The sequence below is a fragment of the Mycolicibacterium baixiangningiae genome (assembly GCF_016313185.1).
GTDB lineage: Bacteria > Actinomycetota > Actinomycetes > Mycobacteriales > Mycobacteriaceae > Mycobacterium > Mycobacterium baixiangningiae.
Window position 1 is genome coordinate 1572807 of record NZ_CP066218.1, and the last position, 21198, is coordinate 1594004.

Annotated in this window: 28 protein-coding genes and 1 pseudogene; 19 read left to right on the plus strand and 10 right to left on the minus strand. The window is 67.4% G+C overall.

Features of this window, described 5'->3' with window-relative positions; genetic code table 11:
* Window positions 1–55: 55 nt before the first annotated feature.
* The gene (locus I7X18_RS07435; RefSeq protein ID WP_193047917.1) at window positions 56–304 is read left to right on the plus strand and encodes a hypothetical protein; all 249 of its coding nucleotides are present in this window, start codon (window positions 56–58) and stop codon (window positions 302–304) included.
* 5 nt (window positions 305–309) lie between these two features.
* On the opposite strand, the gene I7X18_RS07440 is transcribed toward I7X18_RS07435, so the two are convergent.
* The 4 genes from I7X18_RS07440 to I7X18_RS07455 all read right to left on the minus strand — a co-directional run bounded on the left by I7X18_RS07440 (window position 310) and on the right by I7X18_RS07455 (window position 3456).
* A complete protein-coding gene (locus I7X18_RS07440) occupies window positions 310–1410 on the minus strand; it encodes a 3-beta-hydroxysteroid dehydrogenase (protein WP_226864230.1) in 1101 nt (366 codons plus the stop codon).
* A 63-nt stretch (window positions 1411–1473) separates the two neighbouring features.
* Window positions 1474–1686 carry an exodeoxyribonuclease VII small subunit gene (locus I7X18_RS07445; RefSeq protein WP_193047722.1) on the minus strand — a complete coding sequence of 71 codons (213 nt, stop codon included), beginning with the start codon at window positions 1684–1686 and terminating at the stop codon, window positions 1474–1476.
* The gene (gene xseA, locus I7X18_RS07450; protein ID WP_193047721.1) at window positions 1673–2902 is read right to left on the minus strand and encodes an exodeoxyribonuclease VII large subunit; all 1230 of its coding nucleotides are present in this window, start codon (window positions 2900–2902) and stop codon (window positions 1673–1675) included. The genes I7X18_RS07445 and xseA overlap by 14 nt, the downstream gene beginning before the upstream one ends.
* Window positions 2899–3456, minus strand: a complete 558-nt coding sequence (locus tag I7X18_RS07455; protein WP_193047720.1) for a lipid droplet-associated protein — start codon at window positions 3454–3456, stop codon at window positions 2899–2901. The genes xseA and I7X18_RS07455 overlap by 4 nt, the downstream gene beginning before the upstream one ends.
* Window positions 3457–3509: 53 nt before the next feature.
* Here I7X18_RS07455 and I7X18_RS07460 point away from each other — a divergent pair, with 53 nt between their 5' ends.
* Both I7X18_RS07460 and I7X18_RS07465 read left to right on the plus strand, forming a co-directional pair.
* On the plus strand, window positions 3510–4511 hold the full coding sequence (locus I7X18_RS07460; RefSeq protein ID WP_193047719.1) for a 4-hydroxy-3-methylbut-2-enyl diphosphate reductase: 1002 nt from the start codon (window positions 3510–3512) through the stop codon (window positions 4509–4511).
* A gap of 33 nt (window positions 4512–4544) precedes the next feature.
* Complete coding sequence (locus tag I7X18_RS07465) at window positions 4545–4751, plus strand: zinc-ribbon domain-containing protein (protein ID WP_193047718.1); 207 nt, start codon at window positions 4545–4547, stop codon at window positions 4749–4751.
* Window positions 4752–4754: 3 nt separating this feature from the next.
* Here the strand turns inward: I7X18_RS07465 and I7X18_RS07470 are convergent, their stop codons facing one another.
* Window positions 4755–5885 carry a DUF6542 domain-containing protein gene (locus I7X18_RS07470; RefSeq protein ID WP_193047717.1) on the minus strand — a complete coding sequence of 377 codons (1131 nt, stop codon included), beginning with the start codon at window positions 5883–5885 and terminating at the stop codon, window positions 4755–4757.
* An 84-nt stretch (window positions 5886–5969) separates the two neighbouring features.
* On the opposite strand from I7X18_RS07470, the gene ychF reads away from it, so the two are divergent.
* The 8 genes and pseudogenes from ychF (at window position 5970) to I7X18_RS07505 (ending at window position 8960) form a co-directional block, all read left to right on the plus strand.
* A complete protein-coding gene (gene ychF / locus I7X18_RS07475) occupies window positions 5970–7043 on the plus strand; it encodes a redox-regulated ATPase YchF (RefSeq protein WP_193047716.1) in 1074 nt (357 codons plus the stop codon).
* A gap of 31 nt (window positions 7044–7074) precedes the next feature.
* Entirely contained in the window at window positions 7075–7350 is a 276-nt protein-coding gene (locus I7X18_RS07480; RefSeq protein WP_193047715.1) for a type II toxin-antitoxin system Phd/YefM family antitoxin, read from the plus strand.
* Between the two features lie 38 nt (window positions 7351–7388).
* The gene (locus tag I7X18_RS07485; protein ID WP_408632901.1) at window positions 7389–7610 is read left to right on the plus strand and encodes a type II toxin-antitoxin system RelE family toxin; all 222 of its coding nucleotides are present in this window, start codon (window positions 7389–7391) and stop codon (window positions 7608–7610) included.
* A 123-nt stretch (window positions 7611–7733) separates the two neighbouring features.
* On the plus strand, window positions 7734–7940 hold the full coding sequence (locus I7X18_RS07490; protein ID WP_193047713.1) for a type II toxin-antitoxin system VapB family antitoxin: 207 nt from the start codon (window positions 7734–7736) through the stop codon (window positions 7938–7940).
* Between the two features lie 40 nt (window positions 7941–7980).
* Window positions 7981–8109 (plus strand): annotated as a pseudogene (locus I7X18_RS29950) (VapC toxin family PIN domain ribonuclease); the annotation flags it as partial.
* 53 nt (window positions 8110–8162) lie between these two features.
* The gene (locus I7X18_RS07495; protein ID WP_193047712.1) at window positions 8163–8513 is read left to right on the plus strand and encodes a DUF1801 domain-containing protein; all 351 of its coding nucleotides are present in this window, start codon (window positions 8163–8165) and stop codon (window positions 8511–8513) included.
* A 100-nt stretch (window positions 8514–8613) separates the two neighbouring features.
* Window positions 8614–8715: an ester cyclase gene (locus I7X18_RS29520; protein WP_232375429.1), complete on the plus strand. Its 102-nt coding sequence runs from the start codon at window positions 8614–8616 to the stop codon at window positions 8713–8715.
* Between the two features lie 65 nt (window positions 8716–8780).
* A complete protein-coding gene (locus I7X18_RS07505) occupies window positions 8781–8960 on the plus strand; it encodes a hypothetical protein (RefSeq protein ID WP_193047710.1) in 180 nt (59 codons plus the stop codon).
* Here I7X18_RS07505 and I7X18_RS07510 read toward each other — a convergent pair.
* Window positions 8957–9631: a guanylate cyclase gene (locus I7X18_RS07510; protein ID WP_193047915.1), complete on the minus strand. Its 675-nt coding sequence runs from the start codon at window positions 9629–9631 to the stop codon at window positions 8957–8959. The genes I7X18_RS07505 and I7X18_RS07510 overlap by 4 nt on opposite strands.
* Before the next feature lie 41 nt (window positions 9632–9672).
* Between I7X18_RS07510 and I7X18_RS07515 the strand changes: the two genes are divergently transcribed.
* Window positions 9673–9834 (plus strand): hypothetical protein, encoded by a 162-nt coding sequence (locus I7X18_RS07515; protein ID WP_193047709.1) that lies wholly within the window; start codon window positions 9673–9675, stop codon window positions 9832–9834.
* Here the strand turns inward: I7X18_RS07515 and I7X18_RS07520 are convergent.
* The 3 genes from I7X18_RS07520 to I7X18_RS07530 are packed head-to-tail and all read right to left on the minus strand — an operon-like array spanning window position 9801 to window position 14411.
* Window positions 9801–10616, minus strand: coding sequence for an adenylate/guanylate cyclase domain-containing protein (locus tag I7X18_RS07520; protein WP_193047708.1), 816 nt, complete (start codon window positions 10614–10616; stop codon window positions 9801–9803). The genes I7X18_RS07515 and I7X18_RS07520 overlap by 34 nt on opposite strands.
* Before the next feature lie 4 nt (window positions 10617–10620).
* Window positions 10621–13563: an aminotransferase gene (locus I7X18_RS07525; RefSeq protein ID WP_193047707.1), complete on the minus strand. Its 2943-nt coding sequence runs from the start codon at window positions 13561–13563 to the stop codon at window positions 10621–10623.
* Window positions 13560–14411 carry an alpha/beta fold hydrolase gene (locus tag I7X18_RS07530; protein WP_193047706.1) on the minus strand — a complete coding sequence of 284 codons (852 nt, stop codon included), beginning with the start codon at window positions 14409–14411 and terminating at the stop codon, window positions 13560–13562. Before I7X18_RS07530 ends, I7X18_RS07525 begins: the two co-directional genes overlap by 4 nt.
* A gap of 98 nt (window positions 14412–14509) precedes the next feature.
* Between I7X18_RS07530 and I7X18_RS07535 the strand changes: the two genes are divergently transcribed.
* The 7 genes from I7X18_RS07535 to I7X18_RS30080 all read left to right on the plus strand — a co-directional run bounded on the left by I7X18_RS07535 (window position 14510) and on the right by I7X18_RS30080 (window position 19456).
* Window positions 14510–14983, plus strand: a complete 474-nt coding sequence (locus tag I7X18_RS07535) for a VOC family protein (RefSeq protein WP_193047705.1) — start codon at window positions 14510–14512, stop codon at window positions 14981–14983.
* Between the two features lie 99 nt (window positions 14984–15082).
* Window positions 15083–15667 carry an Rv1363c family protein gene (locus I7X18_RS07540; protein ID WP_193047704.1) on the plus strand — a complete coding sequence of 195 codons (585 nt, stop codon included), beginning with the start codon at window positions 15083–15085 and terminating at the stop codon, window positions 15665–15667.
* Window positions 15664–16257, plus strand: coding sequence for a hypothetical protein (locus I7X18_RS07545; protein WP_193047703.1), 594 nt, complete (start codon window positions 15664–15666; stop codon window positions 16255–16257). The genes I7X18_RS07540 and I7X18_RS07545 overlap by 4 nt, the downstream gene beginning before the upstream one ends.
* Window positions 16257–17159: an alpha/beta fold hydrolase gene (locus tag I7X18_RS07550; protein ID WP_404822844.1), complete on the plus strand. Its 903-nt coding sequence runs from the start codon at window positions 16257–16259 to the stop codon at window positions 17157–17159. The genes I7X18_RS07545 and I7X18_RS07550 overlap by 1 nt, the downstream gene beginning before the upstream one ends.
* 82 nt (window positions 17160–17241) lie before the next feature.
* The gene (locus I7X18_RS07555; RefSeq protein ID WP_226864228.1) at window positions 17242–17592 is read left to right on the plus strand and encodes a DUF2694 domain-containing protein; all 351 of its coding nucleotides are present in this window, start codon (window positions 17242–17244) and stop codon (window positions 17590–17592) included.
* 773 nt (window positions 17593–18365) lie between these two features.
* Entirely contained in the window at window positions 18366–19085 is a 720-nt protein-coding gene (locus I7X18_RS07560; RefSeq protein ID WP_193047702.1) for a sigma-70 family RNA polymerase sigma factor, read from the plus strand.
* Between the two features lie 170 nt (window positions 19086–19255).
* Complete coding sequence (locus I7X18_RS30080; RefSeq protein WP_408632903.1) at window positions 19256–19456, plus strand: hypothetical protein; 201 nt, start codon at window positions 19256–19258, stop codon at window positions 19454–19456.
* A 158-nt stretch (window positions 19457–19614) separates the two neighbouring features.
* Here I7X18_RS30080 and I7X18_RS07570 read toward each other — a convergent pair whose 3' ends face one another.
* Window positions 19615–21021 carry an amino acid permease gene (locus tag I7X18_RS07570; RefSeq protein ID WP_226864227.1) on the minus strand — a complete coding sequence of 469 codons (1407 nt, stop codon included), beginning with the start codon at window positions 21019–21021 and terminating at the stop codon, window positions 19615–19617.
* Window positions 21022–21198 lie beyond the last annotated feature (177 nt).

Sequence of the window (21198 nt, forward strand, 5' to 3'; positions counted from 1 at the left end):
CCGCCTGCGGCCGTGAAACACTTCCATAGGACAATGTGCGTGTGGAGGTGTGGGAATGATGAAGAATGTCGATGCGGGCGAGAATTCCGGCATAGCGATGAATTCGCGGGTGTTGGTGTTTCCCGGAACTGATCATGAAAAGTCCGGTGTTGTAGTCGAGGATTTTGCTGACGCGGCAGGAAAGGCGGTCGAGATCGGTGGCCACACGATCGTCGAGGCGGCCCGTCGATGGGCGGTCACACTCGATGACGGGGGACTGGTGTTCGTCGACGACGACAGCCTGACCGCAGAACCGACGGACTGACCCCGTCACCCCGCCGTGACGGCGACCACCGGCGAGGTTCTCTTCTCGTCCTTCATCTTCTCGAACAACTCGACGTAATAGGGCAGGCACGCCGCCATCGCCTGCTCGGTGGTGAACAATGGCCGATACCCCAGATCCCGCTCCGCTTTCGCGATCGAGAAGTAGTTGTCGAGGTAAACCCGTTCCACGCCAAGGGGTTCCAGTGGCGGTTTGGGCAGCCCGAAGCGGAAGTGCAGCCGCTGCCAGACCGTCATCACGAAACGCACGAGCCGACCCGGCACCCGCAGCCGCGGGTAGCGCTCGCCGCACGCCTCCACGACGGGACGGGAGAACTCGAACATGTTGACCGGCTCCCCGTCGTTGATGAAATACGCCTGACCGGGTGCGGTTCCGCCGGGTACCAGGTGCTGCGCGGCGAGGATGAAACCGTGAATGAGGTTGTGCACGTACGAGTTGTCGAGTTTGACGTTCTTGCTGCCCACCAACACCTTGACATGGCCGGCCAGCACACTTTCGAAGACCTTCCGGAACATCGTCTGGTCACCACGGCCCCAGATGCCACTCGGCCGGATCGAGCAGGTCAGCATGCCGTCGACACCGTTCTCGGCGAGGACGAACTTCTCCGCCACCACCTTGGTCTCGGTGTAGAGATCGTTGAACCGCTCGGTGTAGGGCAAGGTCTCGTCGCCGGCGACGATGCGTTTGCCGCCCACCACCACACTGTTGGACGCGGTGTAGACGAACCGCTGCACCCCAGCAGCCCTCGCTGCGCGCACGAGGTTCTCGGTGCCGCCGACGTTGACGGCGAAGCTGCGGCGGCGGTACTCCTCGGTGACCGAGGCGCCGCCCATCAGGTCGATGATCGCTGCGGTGTGGATGACGGTGTCGACGCCGGCGACCGCGGCGGCCACGGTCTCCACATCGCAGATGTCACCCTCGAGCGTCTCCAGCAGCGGATGGCGCGGCAACGGGGACGGGACGCGGTCGAACGATCGCACGTGGTGGCCGCGCTCGAGCAGTTCGGTCACGAGGTTGGCGCCGACGAAACCGGATCCGCCCGTCACCAGCACCCGGCCCAATTCAGTCGTCAGCGATGCATCACCCATGCCGGCGACTATAACTGAAACGTGTTCTAGTTCTGTACCCCTCGAGCGGAACCGGTTGCCGACTCAACCGTCCTCGGCGTCTCGCTCACCCAGGGCGGACTCTATGCGCTGACGGGCTCCAGCTAAGTGCTCCTCGCAGCATCGCGCGAGTTCTTCGCCCCGTTCCCAGAGCTTCAGCGATGCATCGAGATCGAGGCCGCCCTGTTCGAGCTGTTGCACCACGGCGATCAACTCGTCGCGCGCCTCCTCGTACCCCATCTCACTAATGGGCTTCATCGGCTCCCTCACTCAGCGCGGTGATCGCACCGTCGGCCACCCGGATGCGCAGGTGTGTGCCCGCCGGGGCGTCGGCGGTCGCGCGCAGCACGTTCGTATCGGGCATCGTCTGCACGACGGCATACCCGCGGGCCAGGGTCGCGGCCGGTCCGAGTGTCGTCAGCCGCGCTGCGAGGTGGCCGACGCGCTCGGACTCCACCGCCAGCATCCGGCGGATGTCGCGGCGGGCCGCGGTCCGGGCGCGGTGCACCTCGTCGGCGCGGGCGTCGATCGCCTGCAGTGGACGGGCCAGGACCGGCCGGCTCCGCAACTGGTCGAGGTGATGCTGCTCGCGGTGCACCCAGTGGCGCAGCGCGCGGGCACTGCGACGGCGCAGGTCCACGACGAATGCCTGCTCGGCGGCGGCATCTGGAACCAGACGTTTGGCGGCGTCGGTCGGGGTGGCCGCGCGCAGGTCGGCGACCAGGTCGCACAGCGGGTTGTCGGGTTCGTGGCCGACCGCGCTGACCACCGGCGTGGTGCAGGCGGCGATCTCCCGGCACAGCGTCTCGTCGGAGAACGGCAGGAGATCTTCGACGCTGCCGCCGCCGCGGGCCAGCACGATGACGTCGACGCCGGGGTTCCGGTCGAGTTCGCGGAGCGCCGCGACGATCTGCGGTACCGCGTTGGGGCCCTGCACGATGGTGTTGCGGACGGCGAACCGGACTGCGGGCCACCGGTTGGCCGCCACCGTCATGACGTCGCGCTCGGCGTGGCTGGCGCGGCCGGTGATCAGGCCGATCGAGCCGGGGAGGAACGGGATGGGCCGTTTGAGCCGGGGGTCGAAGAGCCCCTCGGCGTCGAGCAGGCGACGCAGGCGGTCGATCCGGGCCAGCAGTTCGCCGATCCCCACCGCGCGGATCTCGCTGATCCGCAGGCTGAACGACCCGTTGCGGGTGTAGAACTGCGGCTTGCCCAGCACGATGACCTGGGTGCCCTCGGACAGCGGCACCGGAGCGTTCGCGACGAGGTCGCGCGGGCAGCTCACCGACAGCGACATGTCCGCGGCGGGATCTCGCAGGACCATCCAGGCGGTCGTCTGACGCACCTTGAGCTCAGTGAGCTGGCCCTCGATCCACACCATGCCGAGGCGGTCGATGTACTTGGCGACGCGGGTGGCGACAGCCCGGACCGGCCACGGGTTCTCGGGAGACTTGCCCTGCTCGTCGCCCGTCACTTGGCGGTGGCGCGGGTGATCCGGTTCGCCAGCAGGGTCTGGAACGGCGCGCGCGAGCGGGTCGCACCCTCGTAGGCGAGCAGCGCCTCCAGGTCGTCGACGCTCAACGACGGCAACCGTGCCCGCAGCTGCGCCAGGGTCAGCGATTCGTAGTCCAGTTCGGTGACGATCTCCGGGGTGTCGGTCGCCGCCGACGCGCGCTTCGGGGAGCTCGGAGCGCCGGCATCCGTCGTCTCGGGCTCACCGGTGGAGTACAGCGCAAAGCGGCCCTCCGTGCGGCGCTCGCCCTCAGAGGCGGGCTCGGAGTCGTCGTCCTCGTCGAACGTGGCCCATTCCGCTTGCTCGTCCTTGGGCGGGAAGAGGGTCTCCAGCGTCTCGTCGCCCCTGTTCACCAGGTCGGCGAGATTCTGCTGCAGATGGATCACGATGCTGGCAACCTGGCTGGCCACGGTCATCGGATACATCAGGATGGTCTGTGGCAGCTTGCGGGTTTCCTCGACCGCTGTGACGGTCACGCCGACCAGCAGGCGAACCCCATAGGGTGCAGTAGCCATGCGGACAGCCTACGGCTGGGCGGGGCGCGGCATCGGTCAGTACCCTGAGAGCCATGCCACCGACTATCAACATGGGGATTCCGGGCGCAGCCCGCTCGGTCAGTGGCGGTGTATCCGGCCGGCGTGTGCTGCTCGCCGAACCGCGCGGATACTGCGCCGGGGTGGACCGCGCCGTGGAGACCGTCGAGCGTGCGCTGGAGAAGCACGGTGCTCCGGTCTACGTCCGGCACGAGATCGTGCACAACCGCTATGTCGTGGACACCCTGGCCAAGGCCGGCGCGGTCTTCGTCGAACAGACCGACGAGGTGCCCGAGGGCGCCATCGTCGTGTTCTCCGCCCACGGCGTGGCGCCGACCGTGCACGTCGAGGCTGCCGCCCGCAACCTGAAGACCATCGACGCCACCTGCCCGCTGGTCACCAAGGTGCACAACGAGGCCAAGCGCTTCGCCCGCGACGACTACGACATCCTGCTCGTCGGCCACGAAGGCCACGAGGAGGTCGTCGGCACCGCCGGTGAGGCCCCCGACCACGTGCAGGTCGTCGACAACCCCGACGCGGTCGACAAGGTCACCGTGCGTGACCCGGACAAGGTGGTCTGGCTGTCCCAGACCACCCTGAGCGTCGACGAGACGATGGAGACGGTGCGCCGGCTGCGGGAGAAGTTTCCGACGCTGCAGGATCCGCCGAGCGACGACATCTGCTACGCCACCCAGAACCGGCAGGTGGCGGTCAAGGCGATGGCGCCGGAGTGCGACCTGGTGATCGTCGTCGGCTCGAAGAACTCCTCGAACTCGGTCCGCCTGGTCGAGGTGGCGCTCGGCGCCGGGTCCCAGGCGTCGCATCTGGTCGACTACGCCGACGACATCGACCCGGCATGGCTCGACGGCGTCACCACCGTGGGGGTGACCTCCGGTGCGTCGGTGCCTGAGGTGCTGGTGCGGGGCGTGCTCGAACGGCTCGCCGAGTACGGCTACGACACCGTGCAACCGGTGACAACGGCCAACGAGACACTGGTGTTCGCGCTGCCGCGGGAGATCCGCCCCCCGCGCACCTGAGGTTCCGTCCGACCCCGCCCCTAGGCTGGGGGTGTGTTCTTCTTCCTGTTCGGCCTTAGCACCAAACAGCAGTATCTCGGCGCGGGCGGGACGCACACGTGTCCGCGCTGCCGCAACACGACCCAGTGGCAGCGGATGCGTCAGTTCAAACAGTTCACGCTGTTCTTCATCCCGGTGGCCCGGTGGAAGCGCCGGCAGTTCGAGGTCTGCGGCATCTGCGGGAACTCCGTCGCTGTCTGAGCGTCAGACGTCGTACTCCCAGGCATCGGCATCCCAGCTGCGCCGGGCGCGCGGCCGGCTGCGGTACTCGGCGCGCTCGTCCTCGCCGTCCTCGCCGCGGTAACGCACCCGGGAGATCGGGTGGTGGCTGGGGCTGCCGTTGCGGGTGTGCGGTTCCAGCGGCTCGTACGGTTCGTGGTCGTCGGGCCGACGGCGGCGTTCCGGCCGGTCATAGGTCGAGCGGCGCTCACGCGGGGGCTGCTTGCGCGGGTCACGGGGTTCGCGGGGCTCACGCCCTTCGCGGGGCGTCTGGGCGCGTGAACGCCGGCGCGGTTCGGGGGTCTCGGACGCCCGCGACGCCGTGCGTGACCGCCGCGGCCGGTCGACGACCGGTTCGATGATCTCGGTCTCGGGAGGTCGGTTGTGGCGGGAGCGTGACGGCGTGCTGCTGCTGCTGCTGCGCTTGGCCGGCTTACGGGCAGCGGCGCCGCGCGCGGTGTCTCGCCCGGTGCGCGCACGGTCGGCGCTCGAGGAGGTGCGCCGCGGGCGTTCGGAGGTCCGCGCCCGCCGTGGCGGTTCATCGTCCTGCTCGTCGTCGGTTACCGCAGGCGAGGCGAACAACCCGGACACCTTGTTCCGAAGTCCCGCGACGAGGCCCCCGGCCGGAGCGGGCTGCTTGGCCCTCGCCCTGGTTTCTTCGGCCGGAGCCGTGGCCCGGCGGGACGACATTCCCAGATACCAGCGGCCCATGCCGACGAGCAGCACTGCCGCGGAGGTGAAGAACATCAGCGGAAACCGCTCGATGAGCGGATAGCCGCAGTTGATCGCCAGATCCTTGAGGCCGTGGATCTCGGAGCCGTGGAACAGGAAATAGGCGCCCGGCACGGTGACGAACAGCAGCAGTGGCGGCTGGATGACCGCGGTGAAGATCCCGGCCTGGCGGACGGCGAGTACCGCGAGCAGGCAGCCCAGCACGTAGCACGCGGAGAAGACGAAACTCAGCTCCCGGCTGCCGGATCCCGCGTCGAACGCGAAGCCGACCGCGGTGGTGGTGAACGCCAGCACCACGGCGCCCCACCACGGCAGACCTGGGAAAAGGGGGTGCACCGAGCGGTGGTCGGCCGGCACTGTCGACCGTGCGCGCTGTCCGGACACAGGTAGACCGTACCGGCTCGGCGTCGCAGTGCGCTTCCAGCGCGCGCGGGCGAGCCCGTGACGCTCTGGCAGACTGTGGTCCCTGTGGGCCTCAACCTGGGAATCGTCGGACTGCCGAACGTGGGCAAGTCGACTCTGTTCAATGCGCTGACGCGCAACAATGTGCTGGCCGCGAACTACCCGTTCGCGACGATCGAACCGAACGAAGGCGTCGTCGCGCTGCCGGATCCGCGGCTCGACAAGCTGGCCGAGATGTTCTCCTCGGAGAAGATCGTGCCCGCGCCGGTGACGTTCGTCGACATCGCCGGCATCGTGAAGGGGGCGTCGGAGGGCGCCGGGTTGGGCAACAAGTTCCTCGCCAACATCCGTGAGTGCGACGCGATCTGTCAGGTGGTGCGCGTCTTCGCCGACGACGACGTCGTCCACGTCGACGGCAAGGTGGATCCGAAGTCCGACATCGAGGTGATCGAGACCGAGCTGATCCTGGCCGACATGCAGACGCTGGAGAAGGCGGTGCCGCGGCTGGAGAAGGAAGCGCGGACACACAAGGACCGCAAGCCCGTGCTCGACGCGGCGGTCGCCGCGCAGGCGGTGCTCGACAGCGGCAAGACGCTGTTCTCGGCAGGCACGGACGTCAGCCTGCTGCGTGAGCTGAACCTGATGACCACCAAACCGTTCCTGTACGTGTTCAACGCCGATGAGTCGGTGCTGACCGACGAGGCCCGCAAGGCCGAACTCCGCGAGATGGTGGCCCCGGCCGACTGTGTGTTCCTGGATGCCAAGATCGAGGCGGAACTGCAGGAACTCGACGAGGAGTCGGCGGCGGAACTGCTCGAATCGATCGGGCAGACCGAACGCGGGCTCGACGCGCTGGCGCGCGCCGGGTTTCACACCCTCAAGCTGCAGACCTACCTCACCGCGGGCCCGAAAGAGGCGCGCGCCTGGACGATTCACCAGGGCGACACCGCGCCGAAGGCCGCCGGAGTCATCCACTCCGACTTCGAGAAGGGCTTCATCAAGGCCGAGATCGTGTCCTTCGACGACCTGGTCGAGGCGGGCTCGATGGCCGCGGCGAAGGCGGCGGGCAAGGTCCGCATCGAGGGTAAGGACTACGTGATGGCCGACGGTGACGTGGTGGAGTTCCGCTTCAACGTGTAGTCAAGCCGAGCTCCACGCTAGAATTCTGTACATGACGACGTTGCCGCTGGCCGAGGTCCGCGCGAACCTGTCGAGGCTCGTCGACGAAGCAGTGCGAACGCATCAACGTGTCGAAGTGACTCGGCAGGGGCGTCGCGCCGCGGTAATCCTGAGTGCCGAAGACTACGACTCGATCATGGAGACGCTGGCGATTCTCAGCGACGCGGACACGATGCGCGACTTTCGTGTGGCTGAGGCGGACAACGAGACCGTCACTTTGGAAGAGGTAACTGAGGAGATGCGCGCCGTCGGCCGGCTTCCACGTTGAGCTATCGAGTTGAGCTGACGAGGGCCGCGAAGAGGGCGTTGACCGAATCTCTGCCCGACACCGTTGCCGTCGCGTGCTGGGAGTTCATCCGAGGTCCGCTGGCGGAGAACCCCTACCGCGTCGGCAAACCGCTCCGCGGTGAGTTAGAGGGTCGATTTTCGGCTCGGCGCGGCGAATTCCGCGTCATCTACCAGGTTTTCGACGACCGAGTTGTCGTCAGAGTCATCCACATTGGCCACCGCCGTGACATCTATCGGTGACACTCCGAGGTGTTGAAGGATGACAACGGTGACCATCATTCGGTGGAGTTCCGCTTTCAACGTCAAGGTGAGCGCGGCCCGTGGCATCATGAATAGCATCAATGATGCGGAAGCGGGTGAGCCGTGCGGACGACAGTCACGATCGACGATGAGCTGCTGGCCAAAGCCGCCGAACTGACGGGCGTCAAGGAAGACGTCGCTCTACTCAGGCGAGGTTTGCAGACGTTGATCCGCGTCGAGAGTGCTCGTCGTCTCGCCGCGCTCGGCGGAACAGATCCACAGGCCCATGCGGCTCCCCGTCGACGTGAACCGACTGAATCGACCGAATGATCCTGGTCGACACCGCGATCTGGATCGACCATCTCCATGCGGTCGAGCCGCGATTGATGTCCATCTCATGGCAGCGGTGGCTCTGGTCGGCGGAGCGCGGTTATGGACAAGAGACAAGCGATTGAAGTCTGCTTGTACGGACACCGGCGTGCAGTTGCTCGAAGCATGACGTTGTTCGACAACGTGTGGGTGGGCGGGGCCACCGGTCGATACAGTCGGGCTGTGACCGAAGATTGGCGCATCGGTCGGATCGAGGAGATTCGGTCGTTGATCAAGCAGGCCGTACCCGACGTCGTCGAAGAGATCAAGTGGCGCAAGCCGTCGAACCCCGATGGTGTGCCGGCATTCTCGTTGGACGGTCTGATCTGCACGCTGGAGATGTACAAGGGCAAGGTCAAAGTGAACTTCGCCAAGGGTTCGTCCATCAGCGACCCGGACAACCTGTTCAACGCGAGTCTCCAGGCGCCTGTCGGGCGCTCGATCGACCTGCGCGAAGACGACGCGTTGGACCCGGACGCGTTCAACGCGCTGATCCGGGATGCGGTGCGCGTCAATCGCAAACGCGCTACCTGACGGGCGCGACGAGACTACGGAAGATGACGGAATACGCGCGAAATCCGTCAACAACCGTAGTGTCGGCGCCCGCACGCGCATCGAGTCGACCGGCGAACAGGTGTCGTTCGCCGAACACGTCTTCTACCGGTTCCGTGCGGAGCGGATCGTCGAGGTGTGGTCGCTGATCGACAAAGAGGCGATTCGCGAGCAGCTTCGATGAGACAGCCGCCGACGTGTGTCGGCCTCGTGACCTGACCGCGACGGGGACCGTGAACGCTCGTGGTCATGGCGGCGGTAGAGATGGTCTTTCTGGTGGCGGCGATTCTGTGGATCGTCGTGGTGGTGGCCGCCGTGTGCGTCGGGGTGCGGGTCGTGCTGAAGCTGCGGGCCAGGCGACGCCGCGTGAACCACCTGATCGCCCTCACGCGGGTGCCGCTCCTCCTGTTCGCGGGCCGACGCCGTTAGCGGACGACGGCGATCTCCTCGCCGAGGCGGTATCGGCCGGCCAGCGGGAGCTCGTCGCCGCTCCAGAACGATCCGGGGTCGAACCAGTTGTCGTTCTTCTCGGTGGTGAGCAGACCCATCTCCTCGTAGGTGATCGCCACCGTCTCCGCGCAGTACGCCGTCTGAAGCGCCGTGCGCTTACGGGCCTTCTCGCGCTCCGCCGACTCGCGCACCCTGGTGTGTACGTAGGGGATGCCCCGGGTGAAGTCGCTGGCGACGGGAAGCCGCCCACGCAGCCACCGCCCGGTCAGCCGCGCGGTGCTGGGGAACGGCGTGCCGTCCATCCGGGCGATCACCCGCAGCATGCGATCCTCCTGCTCGCGGGTCACGGAAGGCGTCAGCTGGCGCAGCCAGCACCGCTGGCCGTAGCTGTCCATCCACCGCTCGACGGCCTCGCGGGCGTCGTTGAGCTGCACCCCGCGGTGATGGGTGCCCGTCCACAGGTCGAGCAACTTGTCGCCGAGTTCGGCGTGCCAGATCAACGGCGGCAGGTCATCGACGGCGACCGTCATGCCGACGTGGTTGACCGGCGCGTTTGTCATCGCCTGGATGGCGCGATCGGGACCCGATGCGCCACGGAACAACCACACATCCCCGGTCCGGGTCTCCTCCAGCGCGCGCGTCAGCGGCACCGCGTTCGCATTCACCAGCGCAGCTTAGGCACACTCGTGGCATGCGCAGCATCTGGAAGTGGGTCGGGATGGCCGGTGTCGCGGGTGTCGTCGCCGGAGGTGCGCTGGTGGCGCGCGATCAGCGTCGGCGCCGGGCTTACACCCCGGACGACATCCGGGCGCGGCTGCATCAGCGGCTCGACGAGTCCGAACCGCCGCGCTGACCGCTCACCACGAAGAGGTGGTGCTTGCCGGAGAAGCCCTTCAGCGAGACCTCCCGGCTGTCACCGATCGCCACGCCGTCCGCGCCGTCCACCACATCCCGCACCGCCTCGCTGACCAGGATCTCGCCGCCGTCGGCCTCGGCGGCCACCCGCGCGGCCAGCGCGACGTTGCGGCCGAAGAGGTCCTCCCCGCGCCGCACCGACTTGCCGGTGTGGATCCCGATGCGGACCCGGATTCCGTTGGGTCGCCGGCGCAGCGAGTGCTGCAGGGCGATTGCGCACCGCACGGCGTTCTCCGGTGCGGCAAACGCCACCATGAAACCGTCACCCTGGCTCTTCACCACATGCCCGTCGTGTTCCTTCACGTGCCGCTGCACCGAGCGGGCGTGACGGCCGATCAGCCGGGCCCACGCCCGGTCGCCGATCCGGTTGTTCAGCGCCGTCGAATCCTCGATGTCGGAGAACAGGATCGCCACCCGGCCGTTGGGTGCCAAGCGCGCGAGGTCCGGGCGCTCCACCTCGAACCAGTCGGCGAGGTCTTCGATCGACGAACTGATGGCGCCGCCGAAACCCTTCTCCCGCACCAGGTTGGCCGTCTGCCACACGTGTTTGACCGCTTCGCGTCCGCCGCTGAGCAGCATGTTGCGGGTGTCGACGCGGGCCCGCAGTTCGTCGGCTTCTCGACGGGCGCGGGTGAACAGCATCCACAGCGTGATGAGGCCGACCGCCTCGGCGGCCGCGACGACGGCGAGCACCACCGCGGCGATCTCGGGTCCGGTCATCGGACTACCATCCCTCGGTGAGGACCCGGTCCAGTGCGTCGACGTAGAAGTCGGCGGATTCGATGTCGATGCACAGCGGGGGTTTGGTCTTGAGGATGTTCGAATGGTCGCCCGTCGGCTGGATGACGACGCCGAGTTCGAGCATGCGTTCGCAGATGGCCGCGGTCTCCCCGGCCGCGGGCTCGAGCGTCTCCCGGTCGCGGACCATCTCGACGCCGAGATACAGTCCCACGCCGTGCACCGTGCCGATGATCGAATGTTTGTCGGCCAGCGCCTCCAACCGTGCCTTGAGGTGTCCACCCACCCGAACGGCGTTGCCCTGCAGATCTTCTTCGCGTAGGACGTCGAGCACCGTCAGGCCGATCGCGCACGACAGCGGGCTGCCCCCGGTCGAGGAGAAGAAGTACCCCTGCGAGCGGAACGCCTCGGCGACGGCACGGCTGGTGATCACCGCGCCGAGCGGATACCCGTTACCCGTCGACTTCGCCATCGAGACGATATCGGGCACCACGTCCTGCTGCTCGAATCCCCAGAACCAGTGTCCGAGACGGCCGTAACCGACCTGCACCTCGTCGGCGATCGCCAGGCCGCCGGCGCCCCGCACTGCCGCGTAGACCTGCCGCAGATATCCGTCGGGCAGTGCCATACCGCCCGCGTTGCCGTACACCGACTCACAGATGAACCCCGCCGGGGCACGACCGTCGGCGACCAGTTGCTCGATCTGCGCGACGGCCTCTCCTGCGTAGCGGCCGACGTCGGGTCCGCGGTACTTACCGCGAAAACTGTTGGGCGACTCCACAGTGTGCACCCAGTCCGGCCGGGTGGCGAGCGCGCTGGGATTGTCGGCGGTCGAGGTGGACACCGCATCGGTGCCGTAGGTCCAGCCGTGGTAGGCCTCGCGCATCGCGACCACGTCCCGGCGCCCGGTCGCGGCGAGCGCCAGCCGGATCGCGAGATCGCTTGCCTCCGAACCGGAATTGACCAGGAAGACGGTGTCGAGCGGGTCGGGCAGTTCGGCGGCGAGGCGCTCGCTGTACTCGACCACCGCGGCGTAGTTGAACCGCGAATTCGTGTTCAGTTTGCGCAGTTGTCGTGCCGCGGTGTCGGCCACCCGGGGATGGGCGTGCCCGAGCACCGTCACGTTGTTGACCATGTCGAGATAGCAGCGGCCCGCCGTCGACATCAGATAGTGCCGCCAGCCGCGTTCGATCTGCGGCGGCTCGCGGTAATAGAACTCCTGCACAGGTGCGAAACTGCGGTCCCGCCGCGCGACCAGATCGGCGGCGGGGGAGACCGCGATGTCCGGCGGCAGTCCCAGGACGGCCCGCGGATCACGTGCCCGGGCCAGCCAGCCCGGCGCCACTTCGGGACGCACCAGGAGCGGCGCCGTCACCGCACCCGCCGGGCGCACCGCGACGTCGGCCCACTGTGCGGCGTCGGCCCCGGCGACCGGATCACCCGCCCGCACGGCCGTCGCGCCGGTGACGGGCCGGACACCGGTCAGCGTGACCTCGTATGCGTCGCCGCGGACCGTCACCGTGTCCGCCCCGCTGTCGATCACCTCACCGTCCCACGGCGCGACCAGGGTGAGCGGTTGCGCCGGCCAGAGCCGAACGCCGGTCGGCACCACCTCGGCGCTGCGCTGGCTCAGCGCCGGCGCCGGGCCCAGTCTGGGCTCACCGAAGCGGGTGAGCACCAGGGCCGCCCCGTCGGCCACCGCACGCCGGGCGAAACGGTCCTCCACATCCGGGGGCAGCCAGCCGCCGGGGGTGAACGCGAAGTCGTACAGGTCCGAGCTCGGTGAAAGATCAAGTGTGACAACAGTGTCCGACGCCACGCCGGCGATCATCGGCACCGCGCCTTCGGCCTCCGCAGGCGGTGCGGCGACGCCGAGATCCGCGCGGATCAAAGCGGTCATCACATCCATCGGCACGCCGGTCGCCTGCTCGAACATCCGCCACTCACCGTCGGATTGTTCGGTGACGTAGGCGTTGTCGGGGTCGAGCTCGGCCTGCTGGGCGCCGCTGACGATGAGCACCGCCGTCCGCAGCACCACCATCGGCCACAGCGCGTCGATCTCCGCGGCGGTCAGCGGCCGAATGGCGTTAAAGGCACGCACCGCCGGGAGGATCGACCACGGTTCGGTGCCGGTGTGGCCCAGCACCGAGGACGCCGCGATCGCCAGCTCCGACACCGCCCAGGTATCGGTGAGGTCCCCGAAGTCGATCACCCCGTCGGGGCGACGTGTGCCGTCGGCCGCCGGTGACACGACGACGTTCGCGTCGGTGATGTCCAGGTGCACGGCCTGACGGGGCAGGTCGTCGGCGATGCGGGTGATGCGCTCCCAGGCCTCGCCGGTGGCGGTCAGCAGCCGATCCCGCCGCGCCGCGTCGTCCACGTGGCCGATCAGGGCGGCGACGACGTCGGCGCCGTACCGCAGATCCCACTGGAGTACGCGGTCGAGGCCGTCGTGCGCGAAGCCCGTCAGCGCACGGCTGACGCGCGCTGCGACCTCGCCGAGTCCGGCGACCGCGGCCGGGCCGAGGTAGTCGGCGTCGATCAGCGTGCCGCCGGGCAGGTACCGCAGCAGCCGGACGAGTAGCCCGTCGACTGTCGTCAGCTTCGCACCGTCGCGGTTGGGCAATGGCACGGCGATTCGGAGCTCGGGCTCAGCCTCGGCGATCAGTTTCGCCGCCGCGTCCTGCGCCGCCAGTTCGACGGCGTTGAATGCGGGGTTGGCCACCTTGAGCACGCCCACGACATCGGATGAACCGCCGAGGTGCACCAGGAAATTCCTGTCCTGCTGGCTGCCCAGCGAGACGACGGCACCGTCGATGCCGTAATACGACGAGACGATGCGCCGAGCCTCGGCTTCGCTCACCTGGGGTGCGGGCAGCGCCGGTTGATCGAGGAAGTTGAACCCGACGGTGCGGCGACCGGCGGTCACCGGCTGACGAAACCGACGACGGCTTCGGTGAACGCGTCGTTGTCGTCGCCGGCCGCGGTGTGCCCGGCGCCGGACAGCTCGACGAACTCCGCGGCCGGCACCATGGCCAGAAACTCCTGCACCCCTTCGGAACTCACCACATCGGAAAGCTTGCCACGAATGAGCAGGATCGGGACGGTCAACTCGACCGCGGCCTGTTCGAGCTTCTCGACCCGGATGAACGGATCGTCGGCGGGTTTGGTGAGGAACGCCGGATCCCAGTGCCAGTACCACCGCCCGTCCCGCTGGCGCAGGTTCTTCTTCAGGCCCTCGGGGCTCTTCGGTTTGGTTCGGTGCGGCAGGTAGGCGGCCACCGCCTCGGCGGCATCGTCGAGCGAGTCGAAACCGTGGACGTGGCTGAACATGAAGTCACGGATGCGCGCACTGCCGTCCTTCTCGTAGCGCGGCACCACGTCGACGAGCACCAACTGGGTCACCCGCTGCGGGCCCGCCTCCCGGGCGACGAGGATGCCGGTCAACCCGCCCATGCTGGCGCCGATGAGCGCGACGGGCCTGCCGATCTGGTCGAGCACCTCAAGGGTGTCCGCGCACAGCATCTCCACCGAGTAGTTCGCCTCGGGCGAGCGGTCGCTGTCGCCGTGACCCCGGCTGTCGAGCGCCACCACGTGCAGGCCCGCGTCGGCCAGGATCTGGCCGGTGTTCTTCCACGAGAAACGGTTCTGGCCACCGCCGTGCAACATCAGCACGGTGGGTCGGCCCGCGGCCGACGCCGCGCCGCGGTTCCATTCGTCGCCGACCAGGGTGAGGCCCTCGGCGCCCCGGAACGACACGGTCTCTGCGGTACTCACGGGGCGTCACGTTACTCGCGGCCGATCGGCGCGACGGCGATGAGTTCGTGGGCCGCGGGGAGTCGTTACCGCCGTAGTCCACATACAAGGAGACCCCGATGCCGCAGATCATCCCGTCGCTCTGGTTCGACGACAACCTGGAGGAGGCCGTCGCCTTCTACACGTCGATCTTCCCCAACTCCGGGCTGGAGAGCCTCAGCCGCTTCACCGAGGCCTGTCCCGGACCCACCGGTGAGGTGGTGTCCGGGACCTTCGTCCTCGACGGCACCCGCTTCATCGGTATCAACGGCGGACCGCGGTTCCCGTTCACCGAAGCGGTGTCGTTCACGGTGGCCTGCACGGACCAGGACGAGGTCGACTACTACTGGGACCGGCTGGTCGACGGCGGCGAGGAGTCGATGTGCGGTTGGCTCAAGGATCGCTTCGGGGTGAGCTGGCAGATCGTGCCCGACCGTCTCAACGAACTCCTCGACGATCCTGATCCGGTGCGCGCGGCGTCCGCGTCCAAGGCGATGCTCGGGATGCGCAAGATCGTCATCGCAGAACTCGAGGAGGCCGTCGTCCCGACCTGAGCGGTGCGGTACGTCGCCGATTGACGCCCGCGGCCCGCCACGTAACGTTTGGCGGAAGGCCGGGATGAGGTGATCCCGGGTGCCGCAGAGGAGCAGACCTTGGCAGACGATGGCCCCGCGCTCGACGGCGAACCGACCGCGACTGTCGTCGACGAGCCCGCGGTCGACGCCACTGTCGACGGTGAGGAGACGCACGACGACCACTCGCCGGTGCGCGCGGTGCTCATCGCCGGACTGGTGCTGGTCGTGGTCCTCGCCGGGCTGACCGGCTGGTTCGGCTACCAGGCCTATGAGGCGCACCAGGCGCAGAAGCAGCGTGACCTGTTCCTGCAGGTGGGCCGCCAGGCCGCGCAGAGCCTGACGACGATCGACTGGGAGCGCGCCGACGCCGACGTGCAGCGGGTTCTCGACGTGGCCACCGGCACCTTCTACGACGACTTCCAGAAGCGGGCCGAGCCGTTCCTCGAGGTGGTCAAGGAGGCGAAGTCGAAATCGGTCGGCACGCTCGGCGAAGCGGGGCTGGAGTCGTCGACCGATGACACGGCGGAGGTGCTGGTGGCGGTGACCGTGCAGTCGTCGAACGCCGGTGCGCCGGAACAGGCTCCGCGCGCGTGGCGAATGCGGCTCACCGTACAGCGGGTCGACGGCGGCGCGAAGGTGTCGCAGGTGGAGTTCGTACAGTGACCGACACCCCGAAATTCGAGGAGACCTCCGCCGAAGAAGCGCCTGCCCTCGCGGAGACCCCCGCCGAGGAGAGCCCGGCCGACCAGATCCCGCCCGCCCGCCGCCCGATCCAGTGGCCGCGGGTGTTCGCCTACGGCGTGCTGCCTGTGCTCGCGCTGGTGCTCGCCGTCGCCGGCGGTTACCTGTTCTGGCGCGACGCCGAAGCCGACCGCGCGGATCAGGCGCGGGAGGACTCGGTGAGGGCGGCCCGCAGCATCACGATCGCGATGCTGACCTACGAGCCGCAGACCGTCGAACAGCAACTCGGGGCCGCCAAGGAACAGCTCACCGGCGCGTTCCGCGACACCTACAGCTCGATGATCGACACGGTCGTCGTCCCCGGCGCGAAGGAGCAGCAGATCTCCGCGGTCACCGAAGTCCCGGCGGCCTCCTCGGTCTCCGCCTACGCCGACCACGCCGTGGTGTTGCTGTTCGTCAACCAGACCGTCGCCGTCGGGGAGAACGCCCCGAGCAATACCGCGTCGAGCGTCCGGGTCACCCTGGACAAGGTCGGCGAGCAGTGGCTGGTCTCCGAATTCCAGCCGATCTGATGTCCCCGCGCTGGTTGGACGTGACCACACCCGCCGGGCAGCTGCGGGCGCTGGTGTGGGGTCCCGAAGACGGTCCGGTCGCACTGTGCCTGCACGGTTTTCCCGACACCGCCTACGGCTGGCGCAAGGTCGCCCCCGTGCTGGCCGACGCGGGCTGGCGGGTGGTCGCCCCCTTCATGCGGGGCTACGTGCCGTCCTCGGTCCCGTCGGACCGCAGCTATCACGTGGGGGCACTCATGGACGACGCCCTGCGCGTCCTTGAAGCGGCCGGGCCGACGGGGCGTGACGTCGTCATCGGACACGACTGGGGCGCGATGGCGGGTACCGGTCTGGCGGCGATGCCCGACAGTCCGTTCGACCGCGCCGTCATCATGTCGGTGCCACTCGCTGCCGCGTTCCGTCCGCTGGGCCGGGTGCCCCACGGTCTGCGGCTGGCCGCACAGCTGCCCAGGCAGATGCTGCGCAGCTGGTACATCCTCTACTTCCAGGTGCCCTGGCTGCCGGACCGGTCGGCGGCGTGGGTGGTGCCCCGGTTGTGGAAGCAGTGGTCGCCCGGCTATCACGCCGCCGACGACATTCGGCATGTGGACGCGGCGATCGGCGCCCGAAGGCGGTGGCGGGCCGCGCTGGGCTACTACCGCGCGACCGTGCGCAACTCGAAGCCGCCTGCCCAGTACGCCGAGCTGCACCGGCACTGGCTGTCGGCGCCCGTGCTGCCCACCCTGTATCTGCATGGTCGCGACGACGGTTGCGCCACAGCGGATTTCGCGCCCTGGGTGCAGCGGGTGCTGCCCGAGGGCAGTGACTTGGCGATCGTCGACAACGCCGGGCACTTTCTGCAGCTCGAACAGCCCGACGTCGTGGGCCGCCACATCGTCGGCTTCATCGGGTCGGCGCGCTAGGCGTTGCGCATACCGGACGACGGGACGCTCTCGCCCTCGTCGCCACGTGGGCCGGTGTGCGTCCTACTAAGCTCGATTCCACATGTACGAACGTTTGGGTGAGGACACCGCCGTGGACCGATCGTTGCGTTCCCCGAGTGGCGGCATTCAGGTCAGCACGACCGAACGCGGCCTACCCGTGGCGCTCAAGCTCGACGAACGCGAGCTGGCAAGGCCCGCAAAGGAATTGGCCGACGAAATCCTCTTACTTTGCCAACTTTCCGCTATACGCCAGCAAGTTTCTCGACGACGCGAACTGGCCGCCCGCGGTGTCAGCGCAGCCGTCATTCAGGGCCTGAATCTCTGTACCGACGACGATCTGGAACGCGCCGAGACCCGGCTCCGGGGGTTCGACGAGGACGCCGAGCCCGACGCCTGGCTGGGCCCGGCTTGACCGCCTGAGGAACGGCCAGCGCTGCCAAACGGACCCGACCATCGGACCGAGCGCGATCACGCGCTTCGGCGCACGTAACGGCGTGCCGGCGGCCCGGCCCGAGGGCCCCGCGAGCACCCTGGACGGCATGCGCGCCGGTGCGGCCGGATGCACAGGCTCTCGACTGTTAAAAAATCATGAATTCTCGACGTCCCCAAATTCCCTGCGATCGGGTGCTCGGCTGCGTCGGAGGCGTTTGCTGACGGACGTGTCCGGTGCGGGGTCACGCGGCTATTGGCGGTAGCACGCGAAGATTAGCTTGAGCATGTGCTCAGGGTAGCGCGGCGGTCCGGTGATGCCGTACGCCGCACAAACGCCCTCGAATCGGTTGGCACGGTAGATGTGTCGATGAGCGCGTGGCGTCGAATCGCCCGCTCGACACGGGCCGAACGACACACGTCGGAGCCTCTCGTAATGTCTTTGACCTCGATTTATCGACGTCTCACCACGACTCGGCCGACCCCTTGAGCATTTGCTCAGGGTCGATGAGGGGTCGACAGGTGAGCTGCGTTGCCCGACTCGGTTGGCCGAAGTGCGCGACGGCAGTGCCGTCACTGATCGGTGGCGATGCTCGGTCCGGCCGTTTGGGGGAGCGGATGTCGCGCCGCCTGTCCACCTCGTTGCTTACCTGATGTCAGCAAACATAGTGTCGCGGGTCATCCGCTCGGGAAATCCGAGCGAACCGAGCTTTGGCAGATGCGGCATCGGAAAGTTCGGCATATCGTCGTTCTTGAATGATGACCTCGGCAAACAGCGAGTTCTGCAGTGAAAAGACCTTGTATGAAAGGACTTTTGTGAAGCAATCGTTAGATGCGGATGCCCCCTCGGCGCCTCCGCAGCGACAAACCTTGATATATGTACGCCGCTTGCGCAGTCTCCCTGCAGAACAGCGCGCACGTGCGACGTCTGACATTGCGCCCGACGCGCAAACATCACGATTCGCCGACGCGGTCATTCCGCTGACTGATCATCTGCTCCAGCAGGCGTGGAACCTATGCGTACAACGGGCCGATGCCGAAGATTTAGTCCAGGAGACGATCCTCAAGGCCTTCCAGTCCTACGGCTCCTTCCGCGAGGGCTCCAACCTCAAGGCATGGCTCCGCCGGATCATGGTGAACACCTGGGTCGATTCCTATCGGAGCGCGCAGCGACGGCCATCTGAGCAGCTCAGGGGCGAGATAACCGAAGAGCAACTCGCCATCGGGGGTTCACTTCCAGCGCGCGCTCGGCAGTCGGCCGAGCTGGAGGTGTTGTCCGCGCTGCCGGAGGCTGCCGTCCTCGCTCTCAGGTGTTTGCCGAGTGACCTGCGGGAAACGGTCTTCTACGCCGACGTCGAGGGTTACCGGAACACCGAAATCGCGACGATCCTCGACATTCCGGTGGGGACGGTGGGGTCGCGCCTGCATCGAGGGCGCAAGACGCTGCGGGAGATCCTGGAGCAGAAGTGCGCTTAGCTCAGGCCGCTGATGTCCGTCGGCGCCGGTCCGATCGGCACGTGTCGAACTGACCCGACGATGATGCGGATAACGTGAACGAACGCCTCGTCGGACAGCGCGACCTCACGGTGGCGCTCAACGAACAGATCGACTCGCTTTCGGTCACTGTCAGCAATGCCGACCGGTCGGTGCGCGTGCAGGTAGATGGTTGGGGCGCGTTGACCGGATTGTGGTTGCACGAGCGCGCGTACCGGGACGGGGCCGATGCCTTGGCGGTCCAGATCGTTGAGGCCGCGCAGGCTGCGGTCAAACTCGTCGCTGACCGACAGGCGTTCTTGCTCAACGCATTCGGGGAACAGGACCGCCCAGTCCACGACGAGACGGAGTAGGCCCCAACAGGATCCGGCAAGGCAGCGAAAAGACCTGTGCGCCGCCCCAACCCGCCCGTGGTGTGGGCGCTTGATATCCAGGTCGCCTCCACCGTAGTCACTGGAACACCTTGTTCGGGGCCCGCGTGGTCATCGGCTACAGCAAGTCGGCGCGAGTCCTAGGTCCTCGAGGTCTCCGTCTCGTGGCTGCGACGTCGGTGGACGAAGACTCCGGCCCCGACGATGAACGCCGCCGAGATGAGCGACAGGAAGGTCGCCGACTGCTGATCGGGGTCGAAGGCCATCAGGATCAGTACCGCCACGATCGCGACGATCACCGCGACCGTCAGATAGGGGAATAGCCACATCTTGACGGGTGCCCGCTCTTTCGCCGCGCGCATGGTGCGGCCGAGTACGAACTGGCTGACCGCGATGGCGAGATAGACGAACAAGGCGATGGCGCCGCTCGTCGCGAGCAGGTAGCCGAAGATCTTCTCCGGCAGCAGGTAGTTGCCGATCACCGCCAAGAACCCCACCACCATCGAGGCCAGTACCGCGACCCACGGCACGCCGTTGCCGGTGAGCTTGCCGACCAGTGCCGGCGCGTCCCGACGCTGACCGAGGGAGAACAGCATCCGAGAGGCGGTGTAGAGCGAAGAGTTCAGACACGAGGCGACGGCCGTGAGGATGACCAGGTCCATGACGATCTTCGAGCCTGGGATTCCGATGGCCTCCAGGGTGGTCTGGTAGGAGCCGTTGTCGAGGCTGTCGTAGGGCATCAGCGCGACGATGACGAAGATCGACCCGATGTAGAACAGGGAGATTCGCCAGATCACCGAGTTCACAGCCTTGCTGATGCCGGTGGTCGGGTCGGGCGACTCGGCGGCGGCGATGGTGACGATCTCGGTTCCCATGAACGAGAACATGGTCACCAACATGCCCGCGATGACCGCGCCGAAGCCGTTGGGCATGAAACCGTCTGGCTCCCACAGGGAGTGGATGCCACTGACCTGAGAGTCCGGAATGAGCCCGAAGATCGCAGCCGCACCGATTCCGATGAACGCCACGATGGCGACCACCTTGATCAGGGCGAACCAGAACTCGAACTCACCGTAGTTGCCGACGCTGATGAGGTTGGTCGCGGTGAGCAGCAGCGTCACCGTCAGCGCCCAAACCCACTGGGGCCAACCCACCAGGTCGGACAGGATGGACGCCGCCGCCGTCGCCTCGACGGGGATGACCAGCACCCAGAACCACCAGTACAGCCAGCCGGTGGAGAATCCGGCCCAGCCCCCCAGCGCGCGCTCGGAGTAGACGGAGAACGAGCCCGTGTCGGGATTGGCGGTCGCCATCTCGCCCAGCATCCGCATCACCAGCACGACCAGGGTGCCGGCCAGGAAGTATGAGATGAGGACCGCGGGTCCCGCCTCCTTGATGGCGTTCGCCGAGCCCACGAACAGGCCGGCGCCGATGACGCCGGCGATCGAGATCATCGTGATATGACGGGGTTTCAGGCTGGTGCCCAGCGCGCTCTCCGGGGCGCCGTCGCGCGGGAACTTCTCTGCCTCTGGAATTCGATTGGCCATCGGAACGCCTGCCCTTCGTCCGGACCGGGGACAGCGCCCCCGGAGAAGTCCGTGTTGCCCCGAAATCTTTGATACGAAGCCGTAAGGAAGTGCGCTTCAAGACGTATAAACGGCAAGTGACCGGGATTCGTTCACGGACACCTGATCTGAAAAATCAGTGAAAAGACCTGTGCGCCG

Bases quoted from the DNA above. Each gene is read 5' to 3' on its own strand.
- I7X18_RS07535 (WP_193047705.1), top strand. From the start codon at position 14,510: ATGCCGCAGATCATCCCGTCGCTCTGGTTCGACGACAACCTGGAGGAG.
- I7X18_RS07550 (WP_404822844.1), top strand. From the start codon at position 16,257: ATGTCCCCGCGCTGGTTGGACGTGACCACACCCGCCGGGCAGCTGCGG.
- I7X18_RS07480 (WP_193047715.1), top strand. From the start codon at position 7,075: ATGACGACGTTGCCGCTGGCCGAGGTCCGCGCGAACCTGTCGAGGCTC.
- I7X18_RS07445 (WP_193047722.1), bottom strand. From the start codon at position 1,686: ATGAAGCCCATTAGTGAGATGGGGTACGAGGAGGCGCGCGACGAGTTG.
- I7X18_RS07555 (WP_226864228.1), top strand. From the start codon at position 17,242: ATGTACGAACGTTTGGGTGAGGACACCGCCGTGGACCGATCGTTGCGT.
- I7X18_RS07455 (WP_193047720.1), bottom strand. From the start codon at position 3,456: ATGGCTACTGCACCCTATGGGGTTCGCCTGCTGGTCGGCGTGACCGTC.
- I7X18_RS07515 (WP_193047709.1), top strand. From the start codon at position 9,673: ATGCGCAGCATCTGGAAGTGGGTCGGGATGGCCGGTGTCGCGGGTGTC.
- I7X18_RS07505 (WP_193047710.1), top strand. From the start codon at position 8,781: ATGGCGGCGGTAGAGATGGTCTTTCTGGTGGCGGCGATTCTGTGGATC.
- I7X18_RS07570 (WP_226864227.1), bottom strand. From the start codon at position 21,021: ATGGCCAATCGAATTCCAGAGGCAGAGAAGTTCCCGCGCGACGGCGCC.
- I7X18_RS07440 (WP_226864230.1), bottom strand. From the start codon at position 1,410: ATGGGTGATGCATCGCTGACGACTGAATTGGGCCGGGTGCTGGTGACG.
- I7X18_RS07560 (WP_193047702.1), top strand. From the start codon at position 18,366: ATGATGACCTCGGCAAACAGCGAGTTCTGCAGTGAAAAGACCTTGTAT.
- I7X18_RS07435 (WP_193047917.1), top strand. From the start codon at position 56: ATGATGAAGAATGTCGATGCGGGCGAGAATTCCGGCATAGCGATGAAT.
- I7X18_RS07460 (WP_193047719.1), top strand. From the start codon at position 3,510: ATGCCACCGACTATCAACATGGGGATTCCGGGCGCAGCCCGCTCGGTC.
- I7X18_RS07520 (WP_193047708.1), bottom strand. From the start codon at position 10,616: ATGACCGGACCCGAGATCGCCGCGGTGGTGCTCGCCGTCGTCGCGGCC.